The organism is Segatella copri (genome assembly GCF_019249765.2).
In the GTDB taxonomy this organism is placed as follows: Bacteria; Bacteroidota; Bacteroidia; order Bacteroidales; family Bacteroidaceae; genus Prevotella; species Prevotella copri_K.
Map to the genome: position 1 here is coordinate 3,583,844 of NZ_CP152484.1, position 21,391 is coordinate 3,605,234.

General features: G+C 44.2%; 12 protein-coding genes. 10 read left to right on the forward strand and 2 right to left on the reverse strand.

What is annotated here, in order from left to right:
* Window positions 1-68: 68 nt before the first annotated feature.
* The 10 genes from KUA46_RS15165 (at window position 69) to KUA46_RS15210 (ending at window position 18,229) form a co-directional block, all read left to right on the forward strand.
* The gene (locus KUA46_RS15165) at window positions 69-3,170 is read left to right on the forward strand and encodes a SusC/RagA family TonB-linked outer membrane protein (RefSeq protein WP_256625061.1); all 3,102 of its coding nucleotides are present in this window, start codon (window positions 69-71) and stop codon (window positions 3,168-3,170) included.
* A gap of 19 nt (window positions 3,171-3,189) precedes the next feature.
* A complete protein-coding gene (locus KUA46_RS15170; protein ID WP_218487370.1) occupies window positions 3,190-4,986 on the forward strand; it encodes a RagB/SusD family nutrient uptake outer membrane protein in 1,797 nt (598 codons plus the stop codon).
* A 120-nt stretch (window positions 4,987-5,106) separates the two neighbouring features.
* Window positions 5,107-6,804 carry a glycosyl hydrolase family 8 gene (locus tag KUA46_RS15175; protein ID WP_218487371.1) on the forward strand — a complete coding sequence of 566 codons (1,698 nt, stop codon included), beginning with the start codon at window positions 5,107-5,109 and terminating at the stop codon, window positions 6,802-6,804.
* Between the two features lie 13 nt (window positions 6,805-6,817).
* On the forward strand, window positions 6,818-7,522 hold the full coding sequence (locus KUA46_RS15180; protein ID WP_218487372.1) for an acetylxylan esterase: 705 nt from the start codon (window positions 6,818-6,820) through the stop codon (window positions 7,520-7,522).
* Window positions 7,523-7,542: 20 nt separating this feature from the next.
* Window positions 7,543-9,033 carry a family 43 glycosylhydrolase gene (locus KUA46_RS15185; protein WP_218487373.1) on the forward strand — a complete coding sequence of 497 codons (1,491 nt, stop codon included), beginning with the start codon at window positions 7,543-7,545 and terminating at the stop codon, window positions 9,031-9,033.
* A gap of 66 nt (window positions 9,034-9,099) precedes the next feature.
* A complete protein-coding gene (locus KUA46_RS15190; RefSeq protein WP_218487374.1) occupies window positions 9,100-11,637 on the forward strand; it encodes a glycoside hydrolase family 31 protein in 2,538 nt (845 codons plus the stop codon).
* Window positions 11,638-11,751: 114 nt separating this feature from the next.
* Window positions 11,752-14,358 carry a xylan 1,4-beta-xylosidase gene (gene xyl3A, locus KUA46_RS15195; protein ID WP_218487375.1) on the forward strand — a complete coding sequence of 869 codons (2,607 nt, stop codon included), beginning with the start codon at window positions 11,752-11,754 and terminating at the stop codon, window positions 14,356-14,358.
* A 198-nt stretch (window positions 14,359-14,556) separates the two neighbouring features.
* Window positions 14,557-16,119: an ATP-binding protein gene (locus tag KUA46_RS15200; RefSeq protein ID WP_218487376.1), complete on the forward strand. Its 1,563-nt coding sequence runs from the start codon at window positions 14,557-14,559 to the stop codon at window positions 16,117-16,119.
* A gap of 139 nt (window positions 16,120-16,258) precedes the next feature.
* Window positions 16,259-17,890, forward strand: a complete 1,632-nt coding sequence (locus KUA46_RS15205) for an ATP-binding protein (RefSeq protein ID WP_218487377.1) — start codon at window positions 16,259-16,261, stop codon at window positions 17,888-17,890.
* Window positions 17,891-17,974: 84 nt separating this feature from the next.
* The gene (locus KUA46_RS15210) at window positions 17,975-18,229 is read left to right on the forward strand and encodes a PD-(D/E)XK nuclease domain-containing protein (RefSeq protein ID WP_254975267.1); all 255 of its coding nucleotides are present in this window, start codon (window positions 17,975-17,977) and stop codon (window positions 18,227-18,229) included.
* Window positions 18,230-18,344: 115 nt separating this feature from the next.
* On the opposite strand, the gene KUA46_RS15215 is transcribed toward KUA46_RS15210, so the two are convergent.
* A complete protein-coding gene (locus KUA46_RS15215) occupies window positions 18,345-19,514 on the reverse strand; it encodes an ATP-binding protein (RefSeq protein ID WP_218487378.1) in 1,170 nt (389 codons plus the stop codon).
* Between the two features lie 532 nt (window positions 19,515-20,046).
* Window positions 20,047-21,333, reverse strand: a complete 1,287-nt coding sequence (locus KUA46_RS15220; RefSeq protein ID WP_434725798.1) for an IS1380 family transposase — start codon at window positions 21,331-21,333, stop codon at window positions 20,047-20,049.
* Window positions 21,334-21,391: the final 58 nt, after the last annotated feature.

Below are 21,391 nucleotides of genomic sequence, written 5' to 3' on the forward strand. Positions count from 1 at the left end.
GATGTAGAATATAATAATGTAGTATTAAACAACTGACTAGTAAGTAAAACTATTAATCTATTTTTAAGATGAAGAATTTAAAAATGATTGAAAAGCCGTTTGTTTTGCTATTCCTGCTCTGTTTGCTTCCTTTGGGAGTTTCGGCTCAGAGCATAGTAAAAGGTATAGTGACTGATCCAAGTGGAGAACCTGTGATTGGTGCTACTGTTAAAGTAGATGGTAGCAAGCTGGGTGTTATTACCGACTTGGATGGTAAGTTTAGCATTGATGCTGCCCCTGATGCAACATTGACTATTACCTATGTGGGTATGGAGCCTAAGACCGTGAAAGCTGAGGCTGGTAAAACACTTTCCATTACCTTGAAGGATGATTCAAAAGTTCTTAATGATGTCGTTGTCATCGGTTATGGCGTTCAGAAGAAGAGCGACCTGACTGGTGCAGTTGCATCTATCAAGAGCGATGACATCAAGGGTTTGTCAGCTACCGATGCCGGTGCTGCCCTCCAGGGTAAGGCTGCCGGTGTGCAGATTATCAACTCGGGTGGTCCGGGTGAGGCTGCCGATATCCGTATCCGTGGTTATTCTTCCAATAGTGGTAATATCGGTCCGTTGCTCATTGTCGATGGTCTGAAGGTGGATAACATCCAGTACCTGGATCCATCTATGATTGAGAGCATGGAGGTATTGAAGGATGCCGCTTCTGCTGCCATCTATGGTGCGCAGGCGGGTAATGGTGTCGTTATCATTACTACCAAGACGGGTGCTGCCAATGGCGGTAAGGCTCAGATTTCTTACAGCAGCAAGTTCACCATCCAGTCGTTGGGAAAGAGGGCTGATATCTTTGATGCTCCTGAGTATATTGAGTATCATAAGTACTTGGGTGATATTGATGATGCCTTGCTCCAGAAAAACGGTTATAATGGACAGAATACCAACTGGTATGACGAGGTGTTTGAGAATTCCTTGGCTCACCAGCATAGTCTCACCTTGCAGGCAAGTAACGGTAAGGGACGTTTCCTCGCCAGCCTGAATATCCTGAACAATGATGGTATCGTTAAAGGTAGCAAGGATACTTATAAGCGTTTCACTGGTCAGATCAATGCCGACTATGATATCTATAAGTGGTTGAACGTGACTACTAATACATCTTTTGAAAAGTGGAAGACCAAAGGTGTGACCAAGGGTTATGGTTCATTGCTGAACTCTGTGGTTTCTATCGATCCTTTGACTCCAGCTTATATCAGTAATGTGGAGGATTTGGCTCCTGGCATGAAGGCACAGGTAGAAGCCGGTGGCCCAGTTCCAAGAGATCCAAGCCATAACAATGACTACTATGGTACTTCTAAATATGTAGAAGAAGCTGCTGGTAACCCTCTCTATCAGCGCGACCGTCATGATACATGGAATTCTGGTATCAATGTACGTGGTACCGTTGCTGCCAATATCAAGCCATTCAAGGGCTTTACATTTACTTCTCGCTTAGGTTATCGCATCACTCAGAGTAACTATCATAACTACGAGACTCCATATTGGTTATCATCTCTGGCACATAGTGAAAACTATACCATTGAAGCGAATACCAATAATGGTTTGTACTATCAGTGGGAGAACTTTGCCAACTATTTGACAACAATCGGCAAGCACACTATTGGTGCCATGGCAGGTATGTCGTTTACCAAGAATCATTGGGATAACAGTTCCATCAGTTCTACAGGAGGTAACATACTCACATCTTATCAGCCAAACTTCCATTACATCAACTACTTGTTGGCTGATGCAACCAAGAATGTAGGTAACGCTCCTTCAGATGCCACAGAGTTATCTTACTTTGGCCGTGTATCTTACAGCTATGACGACCGTTACTTCATGCAGGTTAACTTCCGTCGTGATGCTTTCGATACATCAAAACTTTCAAAGAAGGCACGTTGGGGTAACTTCCCATCAGTTTCAGCAGGATGGGCTATCAGCAATGAGAAGTTCTTCAAGGACAATATAAGCCGTGATGCCATTTCTTTCTTGAAACTTCGTGGTTCTTGGGGTCAGAATGGTAACGTCAATATCTTGAGCGATTATCGTTATGCTTCTACCATAGCTCTTAATCAGAGTTTCTATCAGTATAATCCTTCTATCGGTGATGGTAAGCTGACTTTAGGTTCTATGCCTTCTGGACTTGCTAACCCTGACTTGAAGTGGGAAACTTCAGAGCAGGTTGACCTTGGACTTGATGCGCGATTCCTTAACGACCGTTTGACTTTGGGCTTAGACTGGTATCGTAAGACAACCAAGGACCTCTTGATTGAAATCACTCCTATTCCAGAGATTGGTGTAAACAAGAGAGTTGTCAATACAGGTAAGGTACTTAACTCTGGTCTTGATTTCGAGTTGGGTTGGAGAGATCACATCAAGGACTTTAAGTATAGTGTGACCGTAAATGGTTCAACTCTGAAGAATGAGGTGAAGGAGGTTTCTGACCTTGTAAGCCGTTTGACCGAAGTAGGTATTGATGGATTCAATAACCAGCTTAAGCCTACATTCGAGGCTGGCCATCAGGTATGGTATTTCCGTGGTTACAAGTATGCAGGTGTAGCCGAAGATGGTAGCGCTCTCTATTATAATAAGAATGGCGAAACAACTTCATCTCCAACCGATGAAGATAAGCAGGATTTGGGCTCAGGTATTCCTAAGTTTACTTATGGTATTACTCTTAATGCAGAATATAAGGGCTTTGACCTCACCGTATTTGGAACAGGCTCTGCTGGCAACAAGATTTACAACTTGATGGTTTCTGCTGACCGTCCGTTGATCAATGGAATTGATACCTACTGGAAGGATTCTTGGAGAGCAGACCGCACTAATGCTAAATATCCTGATATGAAAAAGGTTGCTACAGACTGGAAGTTCTTCAGTTCTGATGCAGCTGTGTTCAGTGGCTCGTATTTCAAGATCAAGCAGATTCAGTTGGGCTATACATTGCCAAAGGCTATCTCTAGCGTGGCAGGTATCAGCAATCTTCGTGTATATTGCTCACTGGATGATTTCTTCACCATCACCAAGTATCCTGGTGCTGATCCGGAGACTGCTTCTATCAACAGTGGTGCCTCTCGTGGTTTTGATAATGGTACTTATCCAACTTCCAAGAAGGTGGTATTTGGTATCAATGTAACATTCTAACCTTTAATATTCAAAAACAATGAAGAAAATATTATTTTCAACAATATTGGCTCTTGCTGCCACAGGAACAATGACACTCACTACATCTTGTGAGGATCAGCTTGACATTGAGCAGAAGGGTGTAATACTTACCGAGAACTTCTATAAGACCGATGCTGATGCAGAGGCGGCTCTCGTTGCTGCATACGAAAGCTTTATGTGTAATGTGGTGGGACGTAACCACGATGGTGGTGGTCCAGGTCTTTATACTCCATTGAGAGTGATAGTCAATGATTGTGGAGACGATGTGTTGGCAGCAGGTTCCAACTCTGGTGATAATACGTTTGGTATCATGCTCAATCAGTTCTATTATGATGCTGAGGCTGAGGTGCCAAAGTTTATGTACACAGGCCTCTATCACTCTGTATATGCCTGTAACCTTGTACTCGATCACTTTGCCGATGCTACTACCGCTGTGCAGAAACGTTGCGCTGCAGAGGCTCGTGTGCTTCGTGCTTATGATTATTTCCTGTTGGCTAATCTCTGGGGTACTCCACCATTGGTAACTAAAGCTCTGGATCCTTCTGCACAGCCTTTTAATTGTGATAAGGATCCTGAGCATCCTATGGATCACCAACAGTTGATAGAGTGGATTGCGCAGGAATGTGAGAATGCTGCCAACGATTTGGATGAGCGTAAAAGTAAGGATGACAAGGATGGAGCAGTGAAGGTAACCAAGGGCTTTGCATGGGCTCTTGCCGGAAAGGCTTACCTTTTCGCCAAGCAGTATGACAAGGCTAAAATTGCCCTTAAAAAGGTTATAGACTCGGAGAAGTATGATCTTGTTCCTGGTGAGCGATATGCCGACAACTTCCATATCGAGGGTGATGCCAACGAGGAGAAGGTATTTGAAATCAACTTCGAGTATAATACAGGTAAGTCCAATTGGGCTGGTATGATTCAGCGTTCTAGCTGGATGGAGACCAACTATTGGAATTGGCGTTTTGATCACTTTGTTGTTTCTCCTAACAAGGTTTATTGTGGCGGCGCTGATGGCTGGGGTGGCCTTGGCGTGCCTCAGTGGTTTGGTGACGAGTTCCATGAGAACGATGGCGATCACTCTTATCGCTTGAATGCTACTTTAAAGCGTATTGATGATGCGGTTTATCATATGTCTTACGGCAAGGATGAAATCGATAAAATGACTGACGAGCAGAAGAAAACCAGTGACAAGATTGGCATCAATGACCCTGTTCAGGGACTCTACGGCAACTCTACCTGGTTGCCGTTCAAGCAAGTAATGAGAGCTTCTGATACTCAAGGCAAGAAATATGGTGATAACATTCGCTTGAATAATTATCTTGTCATGCGTTACGCTGAGGTTTTGCTCAATTATGCAGAGGCTTGTATTCAGACAGGCGATTTGGATGAAGCTAAGAAATATATCAATAAGATTCAGGAACGTGCTGGTTCCAAGACAGTCAGTGAAACTGTTGATATGGATGTGTTGAAGAAAGAAAAGTCATATGAACTTTGGCTTGAAGGCTGTCGTTGGTTCGATATCATACGATGGAATGATACAAAGGCCATTGAGCGTTTGACTAAGGCTGGTACAGTCGTGCCACATTTGTTTGATAAGGTTTTCAGAGCTCCAAAGGCAGACGACCAGAATGTAACTTGGGAGTATGGATCAGAAGCAAACAGCCGTTTCTATACGACCAACACTCCTGAGACTAATTTCAAGGTAGGTTTCAAGGAGGGCAAGCATGAGTTCTTCCCTTATCCACAGACCGTGATGGATAAGAACCCTAACCTGCAGCAGAATCCTGGTTGGTAATCATGAAGTTGTTTTGTAAATAAAACGTTTTAAGTTAAAAGAACTATAGGTTAGTTTGATAATTAGGGGGTGTTTTGAAAAGAAGCACCCCCTTTTTTTCTTCTTTAAAGGAATTTACGTATGAAAACATGGATGTGTGCCTTGATGCTGGCGTTATCGACAGGAGCTTCGGCGAACTTCAATCCTGACGGAACGATACAGAAGGTGATACCTACGCTAAGAGGTGTGGGATTGACGAACGCTCGTTCGCGTATTCAGATTGACCGTTATTCTGCGCTGCAAGGCAAGGGTATTGGTATTGATTATCTGGATAAGAACAACTGTTTTGCCGGATGGAAGACTCTCTTCTCTAAATCGAATACTGCCCTTATATATAATAAGGTGGATTTCGGTAACGAGAAGGTGGAAGAAATCACCGTTCGTGCCAAGTCTTCAAAGGGCGGTGTGCTCGTAGTCAGAGCCGATGGCAAGAAGGGTAATATCATCGCTAAGGTGAAGATTCCAAAGTCGGCTGGCTGGAAGAATATCCGAGCCCAGGTGCTCCATGCTCCTTTGGGCGTCCATACTCTACACGTATCCTTGCAGAGTGGAGCCGATGTAGAGGTTGACTGGCTGGGCTTCGATGCGTTGCCTTGGGAAAAGGGTGCTTTCGAAACTCACCAGTATCGTAATCTCTTTGCCGAGATGGGCTATAAGCAGGCTGATATAGACAGGAAGGTGAACGAAGTGTTCAATGATGTGTTCTACGGTAAGAACAAGGTTTATTTCGAGGTGGGCGATTCCATGGGATATGTCAGCGATATAAAGAACAATGATGTGAGAACCGAAGGCATGTCGTATGGAATGATGGCTGCCGTGCAGTTTGACAAGAAGAACATCTTCGACCGTCTCTGGCGATGGAGCAAGAAATACATGCAGCATCAGGAAGGACCTTATAAGGGCTATTTCGCATGGAGTTGCAAGACTGATGGAACGAGAAATGCGCAGGGAGCCGCATCGGATGGTGAACTCTATTTCGTAACTTCGCTCATCTTTGCATCCAACCGATGGGGAAATGATACAGGCATCAACTATCTGAAGGAAGCGCAGCATATTCTGGATTGTAGCATGCAGAAGGCGGGAATGGACCGCACAGCTCCGCTCATCAATCTTGAACATCAGCTCATCACCTTTACGCCCGATCATTGGGGCGGGAAGTTTACCGATCCTTCTTACCATCTCCCTGCTTTTTACGAGGTTTGGGCGAAATGGGCTAACGACGGACGTTCCCAGTTCTGGAAGGAGTGTGCTGAGAAAAGCCGTGAGTTCCTGCATAAGTGTATCAATGAGAAGACGGGCTTGAACCCGGACTATTGCTACTATGATGGCAGTCTGATGAAGACGGGTCAGTTGCTGGGTGATGCTTTCCGTTATGACTCATGGCGAGTGCCAATGAACATAGCGCTCGATTATTCCTGGGCTTGTAAGGATAAGGAGTGGCAGCAGAAATATGCCAATACGCTGCAGAACTTCCTGTATAGTAAGGGCATTGATTCTTTCCTGGACCAGTATAATGTAGATGGAACGATGGTAGAAGATATTCTGCCGGCAGGTACAGCTCCTAAGGCACTCCGCCATTCCATCGGTTTTGTTGCCACTTCGGCTGCGGCTTCTTTGGTCAGCAATCATGTGAAGGGCAGGGAATTCGTCAGTCATTTCTGGAATGCCAAGCATGAACCAGATAAAGAAGGCTTCTTCGATGGCTATTACGACGGACTGTTGCGTCTCTTCGCCTTCATGCATCTGAGTGGCCGTTATCAGATTATCGAACCTCAATAATAATGAATAGTCTATGTACAAATTTTTTAATAAAATAGTTAGATTGTTTTGTTTATGTGTATTCCTTTTTGGACATTCCTCTGCGGATGCCCAAAATAGGAATTTACCTGCAGACATCAATCCTTATTTCGGACCAGTCGGCAAGCAGCCTGTCATGCCTAATGCGGCTGGCTTTATTCAGAGATGGTTGCTCCTGGAGCCTATCTCTATGCCGGTCAAGAGTAATGTCGTTTTTACAGATTCTTATCTGAAGGAGATATTCCATACGCAGTATTTCCCTAAACAGATGGAAACTGTTCCTAAGGATGGAGCCGTCGTGAAGTTGGGCAAGGAAAAACTGAAATGGCATGCGCTGGACAGTAAACTGTTTAATGTGAAGCTCTTCCGTTTCGCTACTTCGTTTAAGAAGCCCAAGTATGGTGTCTTGTTCTGGGCGGTTACCATTATCGATTGCCCTGAGGAGATGAAAGACGTCCGCTTGTCTGTTGGCTCGAATGGTGCTTCCATGTGGTGGCTCAATGGTGAGGAGGCGGTGATGCTCGAAGGCGACCGAAGAATGGTTCGCGATGATGTGGTTTCTAAGAAACTTACCTTGAAGAAAGGTAGAAATATCCTTCGTGGTGCGGTAATCAATGGTCCTGGTATGAGTGACTTCTGTGTCCGATTCATCGACGGACAGGGCAAGCCTGTCAGAAACATGTCTATTCACGTGAAGTAGTGCAATCAATAAAGAAAGTTATGAAACAGAATAATATATTTTTCAGATATTTTAGCCCGGTTGCTGCTCAGCAGAAACTTTATGTCGCTGCTTTGGTTGCCTTGTTGTCTTCCTCTGCTTACGAGGCAGAAGCCCAGGTTGGCGAACCTTTCATTCATGATCCTTCTACCATTGCCTTGTGTGATGGAAAGTATTATACCTTTGGAACGGGTGAAGGCGGAATCTGGTCGGAGGATGGCTGGACCTGGCAGGGTGGTGCTGTTCGTCCCGGAAGAGGAGCGGCTCCTGATGTGTTGAAGATTGGCGACCGTTATCTTGTAGCCTACAGTGCTACGGGTGGTGGATTGGGTGGCAGTCATCGCGGTGATGTCCTGACGATGTGGAACAAAACGCTCGATCCGAAATCGCCTGATTTCAAATATACTGAACCGGTGGTGGTTGCTTCTTCATTGGATGATGAAGACTGTGATGCCATTGATGCGGGCTTGTTGCTCGACCCTACTACCGGCAGACTCTGGCTCAGTTATGGTACCTATTTCGGATTTATCCGTCTGGTAGAACTTGATCCGAAGACGGGTAAGCGGATGGAAGGCAACGAACCCATCAATATCGCCATCGACTGCGAAGCTACTGATTTGATTTATCGCAACGGCTGGTATTATCTTCTAGGCACTCATGGCACTTGCTGTGATGGTCCTAATTCTACCTACAATATCGTGGTGGGACGTTCGAGAAAGATAACCGGTCCATACGTGGATAATGTGGGCAGAGAGATGTTGCAGGGCGGTGGAAAGATGGTGATTGCTGCCAACAATCTGAAGACGGGTCCCGGTCACTTCGGCCGCTATATTGAGGAAGAAGGTGTGGAAAAGATGTCGTTCCACTATGAGTCTGATTTCAGACAGGGAGGACGAAGTGTATTGGCTATCCGTCCTTTGTTGTGGAAGAACGACTGGCCTGTGGCTGGTGATGAATTTCATGCCGGAACCTACGAGATAGAATCGGAACGAAGAGGCTATGCCCTGGAGATTGCCGTAGATTTCGTGAGAATGCAGCGGGATATCGAACCTTTCTGGATTAAGCCGACCAAGCCTCTGAAGAATATTGAACCTCAGACCTTGAAGGAGGTAGAGGCAGAATGGCCTAAGGGCGAGGTGAAGGTAAGAATGAACGATTATATGTTCCGTCCTCATCAGAAGTGGAGTATCATGCCTGCCGGAAAGGGTGGTTATCTGGGTGGTCCTTATTATAAAATCTGCATAGAAGGCACCACTCGCTATCTTACCGCAACCGCTCAGCATGATGTCATTGCCAAACCTGAGTTTACGGGTGAAGATGCCCAGCTTTGGCGCATCGAGCAGCTTACCGATGGTACCTATCGCATCATGCCGAAGGCTGTGCCAGGCACAGAAGAGAAACTGGCATTGGTTTCACTCGGCGATTGTACCCCAGGCTTGGCTCCCTTCGATTTCAATAGCGATAATTCTAAATGGAATTTCAGGCAACAATAAATTCATGATGAATTGACAATCGAGAAGCGTCCCAATCATAAACCCTCTAATAAAATAAACAGAAGTATGCTAAAGAATTTATCTCTCATTGCCCTTTTGGGCATCGCTGTCGTTGGCGTTCCAAGTGAACTCAGCGCCAAGAGCGTAAAGGTGGCAGGCACCCAGAAAGGTACGGCTGCCAAGTCTATCACCCGTCAGGTGGCTCAGCAGAATGTAACCATCGAATTCTATTCTCCATCCATCGTCCGCATCTTGAAATCAGATGCCGGACTTGGTGCTCCTGTTCAGAAGAAAAGCTATTCTGTCATCTTGAAACCTCAGCAGATGAAGGGCGTTCAAATACAGGAAAACGGAGATATTGTAAAAATCAATTCTAGTTTTATTTCCGTCGAACTGAATCAGCAGACTGGCGAAATCCGCTTCCTTTCGAAGGATGGAAAGCTGCTGCTTACCGATACGAAGACTCGTCTGGAAGCTCGCAAGGATGAAGCCAACAAGGGCAAGTACCGCATAGAGCAGGACTTCCGTCTTGCTGATGACGAGGCAATCTATGGCCTGGGACAGTTGCGCGATGTTTACATGAATCAGCGTGGTCGACAGAATATTGAACTCTGGAATCATAACACTTATATCGCCATCCCTTATTTCACCAGTGAGAAGGGCTATGGTCTTTACTGGGACAATGCGGGAAAAACTTATTTCAATGATATTGTAGCATCCAAGAACAATAGCAACCAGCCATCATGTACTTCCTTCACCAGCGAAGTGGGAACCTGCGCCGACTACTATTTCATGTACAAGGATGGTACGCAGGATGGAGTCATCGCCAGCATCCGAGAACTGACCGGACAGGCTACGATGTTCCCGAAATGGGCGATGGGCTTCTGGCAATGCCGTGAACGCTATAAGACCAGCGATGAACTGGCTGGCGTATTGGATAAGTATCGCGAACTGAAGATTCCTACCGATGCTATCGTGCAGGACTGGCAGTATTGGGGATGCGACTCCAACTGGAATGCGATGAAGTTCCAGAACCCATATTATATTAATAAGGTGGGCGATCCAGCCTATGCCAAGTATCTTCCTACCGATATGAAGCAGATGAAGGCACAGGGAGAACCTCGCCTGAAGAGTCCGGAAGAGATGGTGAAGTATGTTCATAAGAACGATGCCCATCTGATGATTTCCATCTGGGCAAGTTTCGGTCCTTGGACAGAGCAGTATCGTGAACTGAAGAAGATGAATGCCCTCCTTCCTTTTGAAACGTGGCCAAGAAACAGTGGCGTGATGCCATACGATGTCTTCAATCCGAAGGCTCGCAACCTCTACTGGAAGTATCTTAGTCATCTCTACCAGATGGGCTTTGATGCCTGGTGGACCGATTCTACGGAGCCAGACCATTTTGAGAAGCCGGGCGATGAGAACTATCAGACCTTCGATGGTTCATGGTTGGGCGTGAAGAACGCCTTCCCATTGTTGCACAACAAGAGCATCTATGAGCACCAGAGAGCGATGAAGGGCAACACAAAGCGTTCGCTCCAGATGACCCGAAGCGGCAGTCTCGGTATTCAGCATTATGGCACCATTTGCTGGAGCGGTGATGTGCTGGCTTCCTGGAACGAGATGAAGAATCAGATTCCATCGGGCTTGAACTTCTCGCTCTGCGGTATCCCATTCTGGAATACCGACCTGGGTGGTTTCTTCTACTGGGAGTTTGAACAGAATCCAAAGAACCCTGCCATTCAGGAACTGCAGACCCGCTGGATGCAGTGGGGAACCTTCATGCCATTGATGCGCAACCACTGTTCTTCGCCGATGGTAAGCGAACTGTATGAATTCGGAAAGCAGGGCGACTGGGCTTATGATGCTATGATTAAGGCCATCAAGCTGCGCTATCGACTTTTGCCTTATATCTACAGTACGGCTGGCGACTGTGTACAGAATAGCGGAAGCATGATGCGTGCCCTGGTAATGGATTATGCGGCAGACAAGAAGGCTTCCCGCCTGAACGATGAGTATCTCTTCGGCCGCAACATCCTGGTGAAGCCGGTAACCAATCCTTTATACACCTGGAAGGATAAGGAGAAGAAGGGCCATACCATCTATCCTGATGTAAGGAAGGCAGCTGCGCCTGTGAATGTTTACTTGCCAAAGGGTAATAAATGGTATGATTTCTGGAGCAACACCCAGTATGAGGGCGGTCAGGATATCCAGCGCCTTTGTCCTATCGACATCATGCCTGTATTCATCAAGGCAGGTACCATCCTGCCATTCGGTCCTGAAGTGCAGTATAGTTCAGAGAAGCCTTGGGATGAGCTGGAAATCCGTGTCTATCCTGGTGCTGATGGTAAATTTACGCTCTATGAGGACGAGGGCGACAACTATAATTACGAGAAGGGTAAATTCTCTGAAATCCAGTTTGTTTGGAATGAAGCAGACCGAACCCTGAACATCGCTCCACGCAAGGGCAGCTATAAGGGAATGCTCCAGCATCGCAGATTCCATATCGTATTGGTGGATGCCAATAGTGGAGCGGGCGATCAGCCTATGCAGGCAAGCAAGAGTGTGGAATATGACGGAAAGGCTGTAAAGATACAGCTGTAAGTGTAACATCATATAAAGTATTTGATACTTGTGATAAAGTAGAATTCTGCTTTTTTGCTTACCTTTGCAGCACAAATAACAATTTAATATACTAATAGCTTAATAGTAATTACAATGAACAAGAATGTTATATACGCAGCTTTGATGTTTGTGGTAACTATGTCCTCCGGCAATGCCTCAGCTCAGCAGTTGCCTTATCAGAATCCAGCCCTCTCGGCTCATGAGAGAGCGGTAGATTTATGTGGTCGTCTCACTTTGGAAGAGAAAGCTTCTCTGATGCTGGATGATTCGCCGGCTATCCCGCGATTGGGAATCAAGAGATTCCAGTGGTGGAGCGAGGCGCTGCATGGTGTGGCGAACATGGGAGATGTAACCGTCTTTCCGGAACCTATCGGAATGGCAGCTTCGTTTAACGACAGAATGGTGTATAGAGTCTTTGATGCAACATCTGATGAGATGCGTGCCAAATGGAATGAACTGCAGCAGAAGGGAGGAGATGTAACCCGTTTCCATGCCCTCTCTGTCTGGACTCCAAACGTGAATATCTTCCGTGATCCTCGCTGGGGACGTGGACAGGAAACCTATGGTGAGGATCCTTATCTTACCAGTAGGATGGGATGTGCCGTGGTGCGCGGATTGCAGGGACCTGAAGATACGAAATACCGCAAACTCTGGGCTTGTGCCAAGCACTATGCAATTCATAGCGGACCGGAATGGGCTCGCCATACAGACAATATTACCGATGTTACACCGCGCGACCTTTGGGAAACTTATATGCCTGCCTTCAAATCGCTGGTGCAGGATGCCAAGGTGCGTGAGGTGATGTGTGCCTATCAGCGTTGGGATGATGAACCATGCTGCGGCAACACCCGCCTTTTGCAGCAGATTCTCAGGGACGAGTGGGGATTCAAGTACCTGGTAGTTTCCGACTGTGGCGCTGTTACTGATTTCTGGGAGAACCATAAGGTTTCGAGCAATGCCAGAAATGCAGCAGCTAAGGGCGTATTGGCTGGAACCGATGTAGAATGTGGATTTAATTATGTATATAAATCAGTGCCTGAGGCTGTGAAGTATGGTGCCCTGACTGAAGAAGAAGTTGATAAGCATGTGATTCGTCTGCTCGAAGGTCGTTTCGACTTGGGTGAGATGGATGACAACAAGATAGTATCATGGTCGAAGATTCCTGTATCTGTGCTTTGCAGCAAGGCACATCGCCAGCTCTCGCTCGATATGGCTCTGCAGACCATGACGCTGCTCCAAAACAATAATGAGGTATTACCTCTCGATAAAAAGCTAAAGAAGATTGCTTTCATCGGACCAAATGTGGATAACGAACCGATGATGTGGGGAAACTATAATGGTACTCCACGACAGACAATTACCATCCTGGATGGTATCAAGAGTCGTTTGAAGAAAAACCAGGTCGTCACCTTTAAAGGGTGCGACCTGGTGAACGACCAGACTTTGGATTCTTACTTCGACCAGTGCAGCATGGATGGCAAGATGGGCTTTAAGGGCACTTTCTGGAACAATCGTGAGATGAACGGTAAGCCTGTTACCATCACCCAGGAAAAGAATCCAGTGCAGGTAACTACCTATGGTCAGCATTCGTTTGCACCCAATGTGAAGTTGACGGGCTTTTCTGCCAAGTATGAAACTGTATTCCGTCCTAAGCAGAACGCCAAGGTATTGCTCGATGTGGCTGCCTGCGGTCATTATGAGGTTTATCTGAATGGTGAGAAAAAGTCAGAGAAGAGCGATTGGCGTACTGCAGAATCCCGCATCGAGTTTGAGGGCGTGAAAGGTAAGGAGTATAAGATAGAAATACGATATGCAGAGATGCCTAATTATAATGCGAATATGAAAATCAATGTCGGTCATGAGAATCCTATCGACTATCAGGCTTCGCTCAAGCAGTTGAAGGATTGCGAGACAGTGGTCTTCGTAGGTGGCATCTCTCCACAGTTGGAAGGTGAGGAAATGCCTATCGAGCTTTCTGGCTTCAAGGGTGGTGACCGCACCAACATCGAATTGCCTAAGGTTCAGCGCAATTTCCTGAAGGCTTTGAAGGAAGCGGGCAAAAAGGTTGTCTTTGTCAACTGCTCGGGTTCGGCTATCGCCTTGACTCCAGAGACAGAGAGTTGCGATGCCATTCTCCAGGCCTGGTATCCTGGTCAGGAAGGTGGTGAGGCAGTGGCTCGTGTGCTCTTTGGTGAGTACAATCCTGCCGGCAAGTTGCCTATTACGTTCTATAAGAATTCAGAGCAGTTGCCTGATTTCAAGGATTACAGCATGAAGGGCAGAACCTATCGTTATATGAACGATGCGCTTTTCCCATTCGGATATGGTTTAAGCTACACTTCTTTCCGTATGGGTGATGCTACACTTTCCAACTCTATCCTGAAGAAGGGTGAAAAGATTACCTTGAAGGTGCCTGTAAGTAATGTTGGCAAGAAAGATGGAACCGAGATTGTGCAGGTGTATGTGAAGGATCCAACTGATGCTGATGGACCATTGAAGAGCTTGAAGGCTTTCGAGAGAGTGGAGGTGAAGGCAGGAAAGACTGCTGAGGCTGTCATCACCCTGGACAGCAAGAACTTCGAACTCTTCGATGCTGCCACCAATACCGTGCGTGCCAAGGCAGGAAAGTATGAGGTTTATTACGGCAGCAGTTCGGCTGATAAGGATTTGAAGAAACTGGATGTTTCTATTGAATATTAAGTAACTTGAGAAAATCATCAAGGAGCTGAGTAAATAAGAAAAGAGGGTGTGAAACTCTTTGATAGACGTTGATAGAGTGATCAAATTCCCTTTAAGGTATTGGGTACACAGTTGAATACATAATAAATCCCGAAATCGCTTGGCGGTTTCGGGATTTTTGCTTATCTTTGCCAACGTAAATAGTAAATTGTTGATAATATGGCAACGAAGTTATATCCAATAGGCATGCAGACCTTCTCTGAGATTCGAGAGGAGGACTTTCTCTATGTAGATAAGACGGAGTACATCTATCGTATGACTCATACGAGTGGAAAGTATTTCTTCTTGGCGCGTCCACGTCGTTTCGGAAAGTCACTCCTCGTCTCTACTATGCAGAGCTATTTCGAGGGAAAGAAGGAACTCTTTAAGGGGCTTGCCATCGAAAAGCTAGAAAAAGATTGGACGGAATATCCTGTGCTTCATTTTAGTTTGGCAGGTGGAAAGCACATGGAGAAAGACCAATTGGTGCGTTATCTCTTGTACATATTGAAGGTAAATGAAGAAAAATTTGGCATCGTCAATGAGTCTCCCGACCCGAATGTCCGTATGCTTAATTTAATAAAAACGGTATATGAGCAGACTGGGCAGAAGGTTGTTGTGCTCATCGATGAATACGATGCTCCTTTGCTTGATGTGGTGCACGAGGATACCAGCTTGGGTGTCTTAAGGGAGGTGATGCGCAATTTCTATAGTCCCCTAAAGGATAGCGACCGTATGCTGCGTTTCGTCTTCTTGACAGGCATCACCAAGTTCTCGCAACTTAGTATCTTCAGTGAACTCAATAATATTACTAATGTGAGTATGCACCAAGAGTATGCTGGCATTTGCGGCATTACCAAGGAGGAATTGTTGGATAAGTTTGATGAGGATATTGATGTGTTAGCAGGTAGGTTGGGATTGACACACGAACAAGCCTTGTCAAAACTGAAGGAAAATTATGATGGCTATCACTTTACCTGGCCATCATCAGATATTTTCAATCCTTATAGCTTGTTGAACTGTTTAGCTGAAGGACAGATGAATTCCTATTGGTTTGGCTCAGGCACTCCTACTTATCTCCTTAATATGATGCGGAAATATGACTTTACACCGATTGACCTGGGTGAACAGATGGATGCATCAAAGGATGATTTCGATGCAGCCACTGAGACGATGACTACTATCATGCCTTTACTTTATCAGAGTGGTTATATCACAATCAAGAATTATGATCCGGAAACGGAACTCTATACCTTGGCTCTGCCTAACAAAGAAGTGAGGATAGGTTTGTATCGCAGTATGTTACCGCATTATTTAGCGGCAAAGTCTGCAATGTGCAATACGACCGTGGCCAAGATGTCTTCTCTTATCAATAAGGGTAACATGGATGGTGCTCTTCAGCTATTGAAAACGTTCTGGGAGACGGTACCTTATTGCGATAATACCGATTATGAGGGGCATTATCAGCAGACAATGTATATCATCTTTGCCCTGCTTACGAATTTCCGAATATTGGTGGAACAGCATACTTTCCGGGGAAGAACAGACATTACGATGGAAACAAAGGATACCATCTATGTGATAGAACTGAAATTTAATAAGTCAGCACAAGAGGCTCTTGACCAAATCAACAACAAGCATTATGCTGATGCTTTTGCCCTAAGAGGCAAAACCGTGGAAAAGATTGGTATGAACTTTATGATTGATGAAGATAAGACGATTGTATTGGATTGGGCAAAATAATCGCCATTACAAATTGCCTGCGGCTCAGCAGAGTGCCATCGAGATACGCCGATTTGGAAAATACCGTACCAAGCACCTCGTCCCCAAAGCATGGAATAAATTTGGATACACTAATTAAAATTAGGAGACACAAATAAACATGAATACAGAGCAACAAAAGATAGAATACAAGAGTCTGCAAAAGATTCGAACTGGAGAGAAAGGATTCAAAGAGCTCTCCACTACTTGTGTGGCTTTAGCCAATGCACAAGGTGGACAAATTATGATTGGCGTAGAAGACAAGACCAAGAAGCCTGCTCCCAATCAGGTTATACCGCAAGAAGAGGCAAATAGTGCTGTTACAAGATTGCGTGGACTCTGTTTCAACGTAGGTCTTGCTGTAGGCGACGTTTGTGCAGACGAAACTGGCAGTCAGTACTTTGCCATCACAGTATTCCCTTCACTCCATTCATATGCCTCCACTTCTGATGGCAAAATGTACATCCGTGTCGCAGACAAATGCGAGCCGGTTCGTAGTGAAGATATTCAACGTGTAGGAGAAGAGAAAGGAGCTTTCCAATGGGAACTTGTGCCAACACGATTTGAATTGGAAGATGAGAATAAGACGAATCTCTCTAAATTCGCTAATGATATACGCCAATCTGATAGAGTGAAGCAGCATATCAAGCAGCTCGACGATATGGAAATTGGCGAACAGTACCATCTTCTTGACGGTAACAAGATGACTAATCTTGGTGTCTTATGGATTGGTACAGCCAAACAGCGTAGCCGTATTTGCTATCCTATCACTGTGCAATATATCGTATATGATGACTTGGAGAACAAAACCAACAAATTGGAATGGCGTGACAATACACGTAATCCGAAAGAACTTTTGGAAGATATTATGGACAAGGCTGTAGAGTTGACCTATAGCTATGAGATGCCTAATGGACTCTTCCGTAAGACAGTACGCTATTATAACGAGAACTTAATCAGAGAGTTGCTTGTTAACAGTTTGGCTCATAGTTCAAGAACCATCTCTAACGACATCACAATCAAGGTATATCCAGGTTATATCAGCATCTCCAATCCTGGTGGTCTCCCTTTGGGTGTAACCAAAGACAACATCCTTCATACCAAGCACAGACGTAATCCGAATATGATTGAGATACTGACTGCACTTGGATTGATGGAAGGTGAGGGCTCTGGCTATGACTTGATTTATGAGTTGGATGCCGTTGAAGCAAAGAAACAACCAGAGATAGAATCAACATTCAACACTGTCACGGTATATCAAAGTGCAGAGATTACGGATAAAGAAGTTGTTCGCCTGATGGATTATGTTGACCATAATTATCAGCTTTCCCAAAAGAACAAAATAGCTTTCGGTATCATAGCCAGAGAGAAACGCATTGCCGCAACTGATTTATCTAAAATCCTCCAGCTATCTGCAGAAGAACGATTGAGAAGCTATATCGATAACTTAGACAAAAGCAATCTGATAACGAAAGGTGGCGTCAAGAAAGGATCATTTTTCCAAATCAATACAACTTTGCTGAAAAATGCAAAATCTAACATTGTTACTAGTTTGAAGACTATAGAACCACATGTTCTTAAGGCACTAATTATGGAAGATCTCCGTGTGCATCCTTTGAGTAAAATATCTGATATAGCAGAGCGCATTCCTGATATAGATATGAAAGAGATTCGAAAGATGCTCTATTCTATGGTTGGGAAGGAGATAGAAAAAGAGGGCACTCGATTTGATAGTAAATATTATATAAAGTAATGGCATAAAAAAAAAGGTCTGAAAAAGAAAAAACTGTTAAAAATCATGTATTGAACTAATAATCAGTGACTTTCTTTTTTCAGTATTCTTTTTCTACTCCTATATTTCATAAAAGAGATTTTAAGTCTCGGTATAAGAACAGACATTACGATGGAAACAAAGGATACCATCTATGTGATAGAACTGAAATTTAATAAGTCGGCACAAGAGGCTCTTGACCAAATCAACAACAAGCATTATGCTGATGCTTTTGCCCTAAGAGGCAAAACCGTGGAAAAGATTGGTATGAACTTTATGATTGATGAAGATAAGACGATTGTATTGGATTGGGCAAAATAGTTCCCTTAGTAGCAGAACCTCTTCTTCCTGGATTGGTGGAAGTTTGGGGAGTAGCAACAGAAAAGATGACCTTGCAAAATGCGGGGTCATCTTTTCTGTAATCAAGGATTATCTATCAATAGAGCATGCCAAACATCCATAACGGAATGATGTTGCCATAGCCCGTTTCTATATCATCCTTTACCACATATCCATTCTCTATGTTCTGTAGCTGATTTTGCTTTTTCTTCTTTCCGCCAACCTCGAATGTATATTTCCCGTCAATCAGGAAATCTGATATAGGGGATACTGTGACAGGCATGAGAGAGCGTGTCTGATTGAAGAAGAAAGTTTCTCTAACAGTTCCTATCTCCACACTCTTTCCGGCAAGGGTATAAATGAGTGTTGGATTATCCAGATAGATCTTATCCACTTTGCCTAGACCTTGAATGCCACCTGTTGAAGTACGGAGTTGCCCAATAAGTCCTGCTTTCTCCAAGTAGGCGCAAAGGTCGGCTATATTGTTTCTTGAAACTTCAAGTTGACCTCCTATCTGGCTCATGTTAGGTTTGAATGGCGCACTTTGAGCGATGATGGCAAGTAGTCTTTTGAGCTTTCTTGCAGTTGAAACCGTAAGGTCTGCATATTGCGGAATATCGGTTTCTATCGTTGCATTGACTACTTGCTGAATATACATTTTGATGTCGCCATCAGAAAAAGGATAATATCCTCGTTGCAGATAGTCCGCGAAATGTTCTAGAGGCAAGAAACCATTTGGTATATCGACTTCCTGTTGCATGAGCTGGTCTAAAGTACATGCAGGAAAATGGATTCCATGAAAGAGTTCCAGATATTCGCGATACGAGAGTCCTTGAATCTCGTACATAAGTGCACGACGGCTCAGGTCAAATGCCCCCTTTGCTATGTCGAGAACAGATGACCCTGTAAACATTATATGGAGTTCAGAATGATAATCATATATCAATTTCAGCTCCCTTGCCCAATCCTTGTATTTATGGATTTCATCAATGAAAAGATACTTTCCTCCCATCTTTGCAAATGAATCTGCCAGTTCGGTGAGTCTGTGACTGGCAAAATAAAAATCTTCTGCCTGTACATAGAGAGAGTCTTTTCTTGGTAGTTGTTCTTTGATGTGTTGAAGCACCAAAGTTGTTTTACCGACACCTCTTGGTCCCATTAATCCAATCATACGAGCATCCCAATTGATGCGATTATACATATAGCGATGAAACGTAGTACTCGTTTCTCTCAGCAATTTGTCGAATGTTGCTTGTAATTGTTCCATATTATGCCTGTTATATTGCTCTTTATGGGTGCAAATATACGAATTAAATACGAAATTGCACTGAGTAGAGTGCAATTTTTAACGTAAATTGCACTCTACTCAGTGCAATTTGCGAATATATATAAGGTTGTAGCGATAAAATACTTAGAGAAGCAAATTTGATTTTTTCCTCTTACGCTGCTGCTCTAGAGCTTTATGTTAAAAAATCTAACTCGCTCTAAATTGGACTTTGATTGAAAATCAAGAAGTTGGTCGTTTGCCTATATTATATAGGTAACAATATGGAAACGAGCGGACTTCTGCTCGTTTCTGTATTTTGCAATATGCAAAGAACGCCTTAATTCGGGGACAAAGATACTATACCTCAAATCCGCAACCTATAGGGTTTCGTGGGAATTTACTTGTAAAACGACAAAAATTCTTTTATTGTACATATTCCTTGGGCATAACAGAAACGTCGTAAACACAAAATTCCCTTACCCCATAAAGCGACTTGAGGTAATACGCCGGTTTAACCAGAAAAGCATGGCCTTTAACCAAAGTCTGTCTTGAACAGGTTGGCATAAGCATAGTTGTCTGAATAAATGTTCAATACATGCCTACGTGACGTCTTAATCCATTTTGCAGGAACAGAGATGAACTTGAACACAAAGGTCTTGATTCTGCTGGTGGCACGCAATCCAAATTCATGGGTTTTCAATCTCTGCATAATAGCTTTGTAGAAGTTTCTGATGAAAGCTGTCATAAGCAGGAATACAGTATTCTGTGCCATGAACGATTTTGGCAACCGATTCCAGCCAAAGCCATTGTTCATGTCATCGAAGATGCGTTCCTTGCCACCACGAAGATTGTAGAATTCCACAATGTCTCTTGCACTCGACTTGTAATCGTTAGTCAGTATACATCTGTAGGTATATTCGCCTTCCCAAATGTCAAGGTCTCCCTCTATTCGCCTTTGTCTCTGTATGACAAGACGATACGGTTTTCCTTTCCATTTCTCAACAAGGATGGAATTCAGCTCAAATTCAATACCGTTGATTTCAACAGTTTTCCATCCAGTCAAGGCAAACATGGAATCGTAGAAGGAAGAGCATCTGTTGGCACGAATATAAAAATGCCTGCAATGGGCCTCTACCATATCTACGATTTCCTCCGAGCATGAGCCGCAATCCATGCGGGCACGGGATATATATACTTCTGATGCCTCCAGTCGCTTGAAGATTCTTTCCAAAGTCTCTCTTTGGTTGAAGCGCACGTTTGTGTTGCCGTCTCTATTTTCAATACCGACAATCATGTCGTTAATGACTGCCACACCTGGACTATAGCCCAGGAACTTCTTGTAGGTTGGTTTTGCATCATGCTTCTCTGTTTCAATGAACTGATGGTCAAAGTCAAAATCATACTCTTGACCGGATTTCAATTGACCAGTAGCAAGCAGGGCTTTGATCAATAAGCAGTTCATCTTGTCTGCAGTATTGAAATCATAGGAGTTGCCAGAAGCAGATTTATAGGTGATGTTCTTACAAGTCAGTTCTTCGATAGCACGCAATATGGTGTCTGCGCTGCAAGTGCGAAGAGTTGGATGAAGAGACAAATGTTTCATCAAGTGAGTTGTAACATCCTCAATACATGAGCCGCCACAAAGATATACGCACATCAGAGAGCGTAGAATTTCGCTATATTGATAACCAAACATAGTGCATCTCAATCCCAAGGTGGAATCTATGGTTTGAGCTAAAAGAGCATCAAATTGCTCCATAATAGAAAAAATTCCTCCAAAAGGAGTGAGTTTCTCAGATTTTATTTGTACTTTTGCCATGTCATTCAGAGTTTTATTTGTTTTTTATTTGCAACACTAAGATAAGTGAAATTTCTGA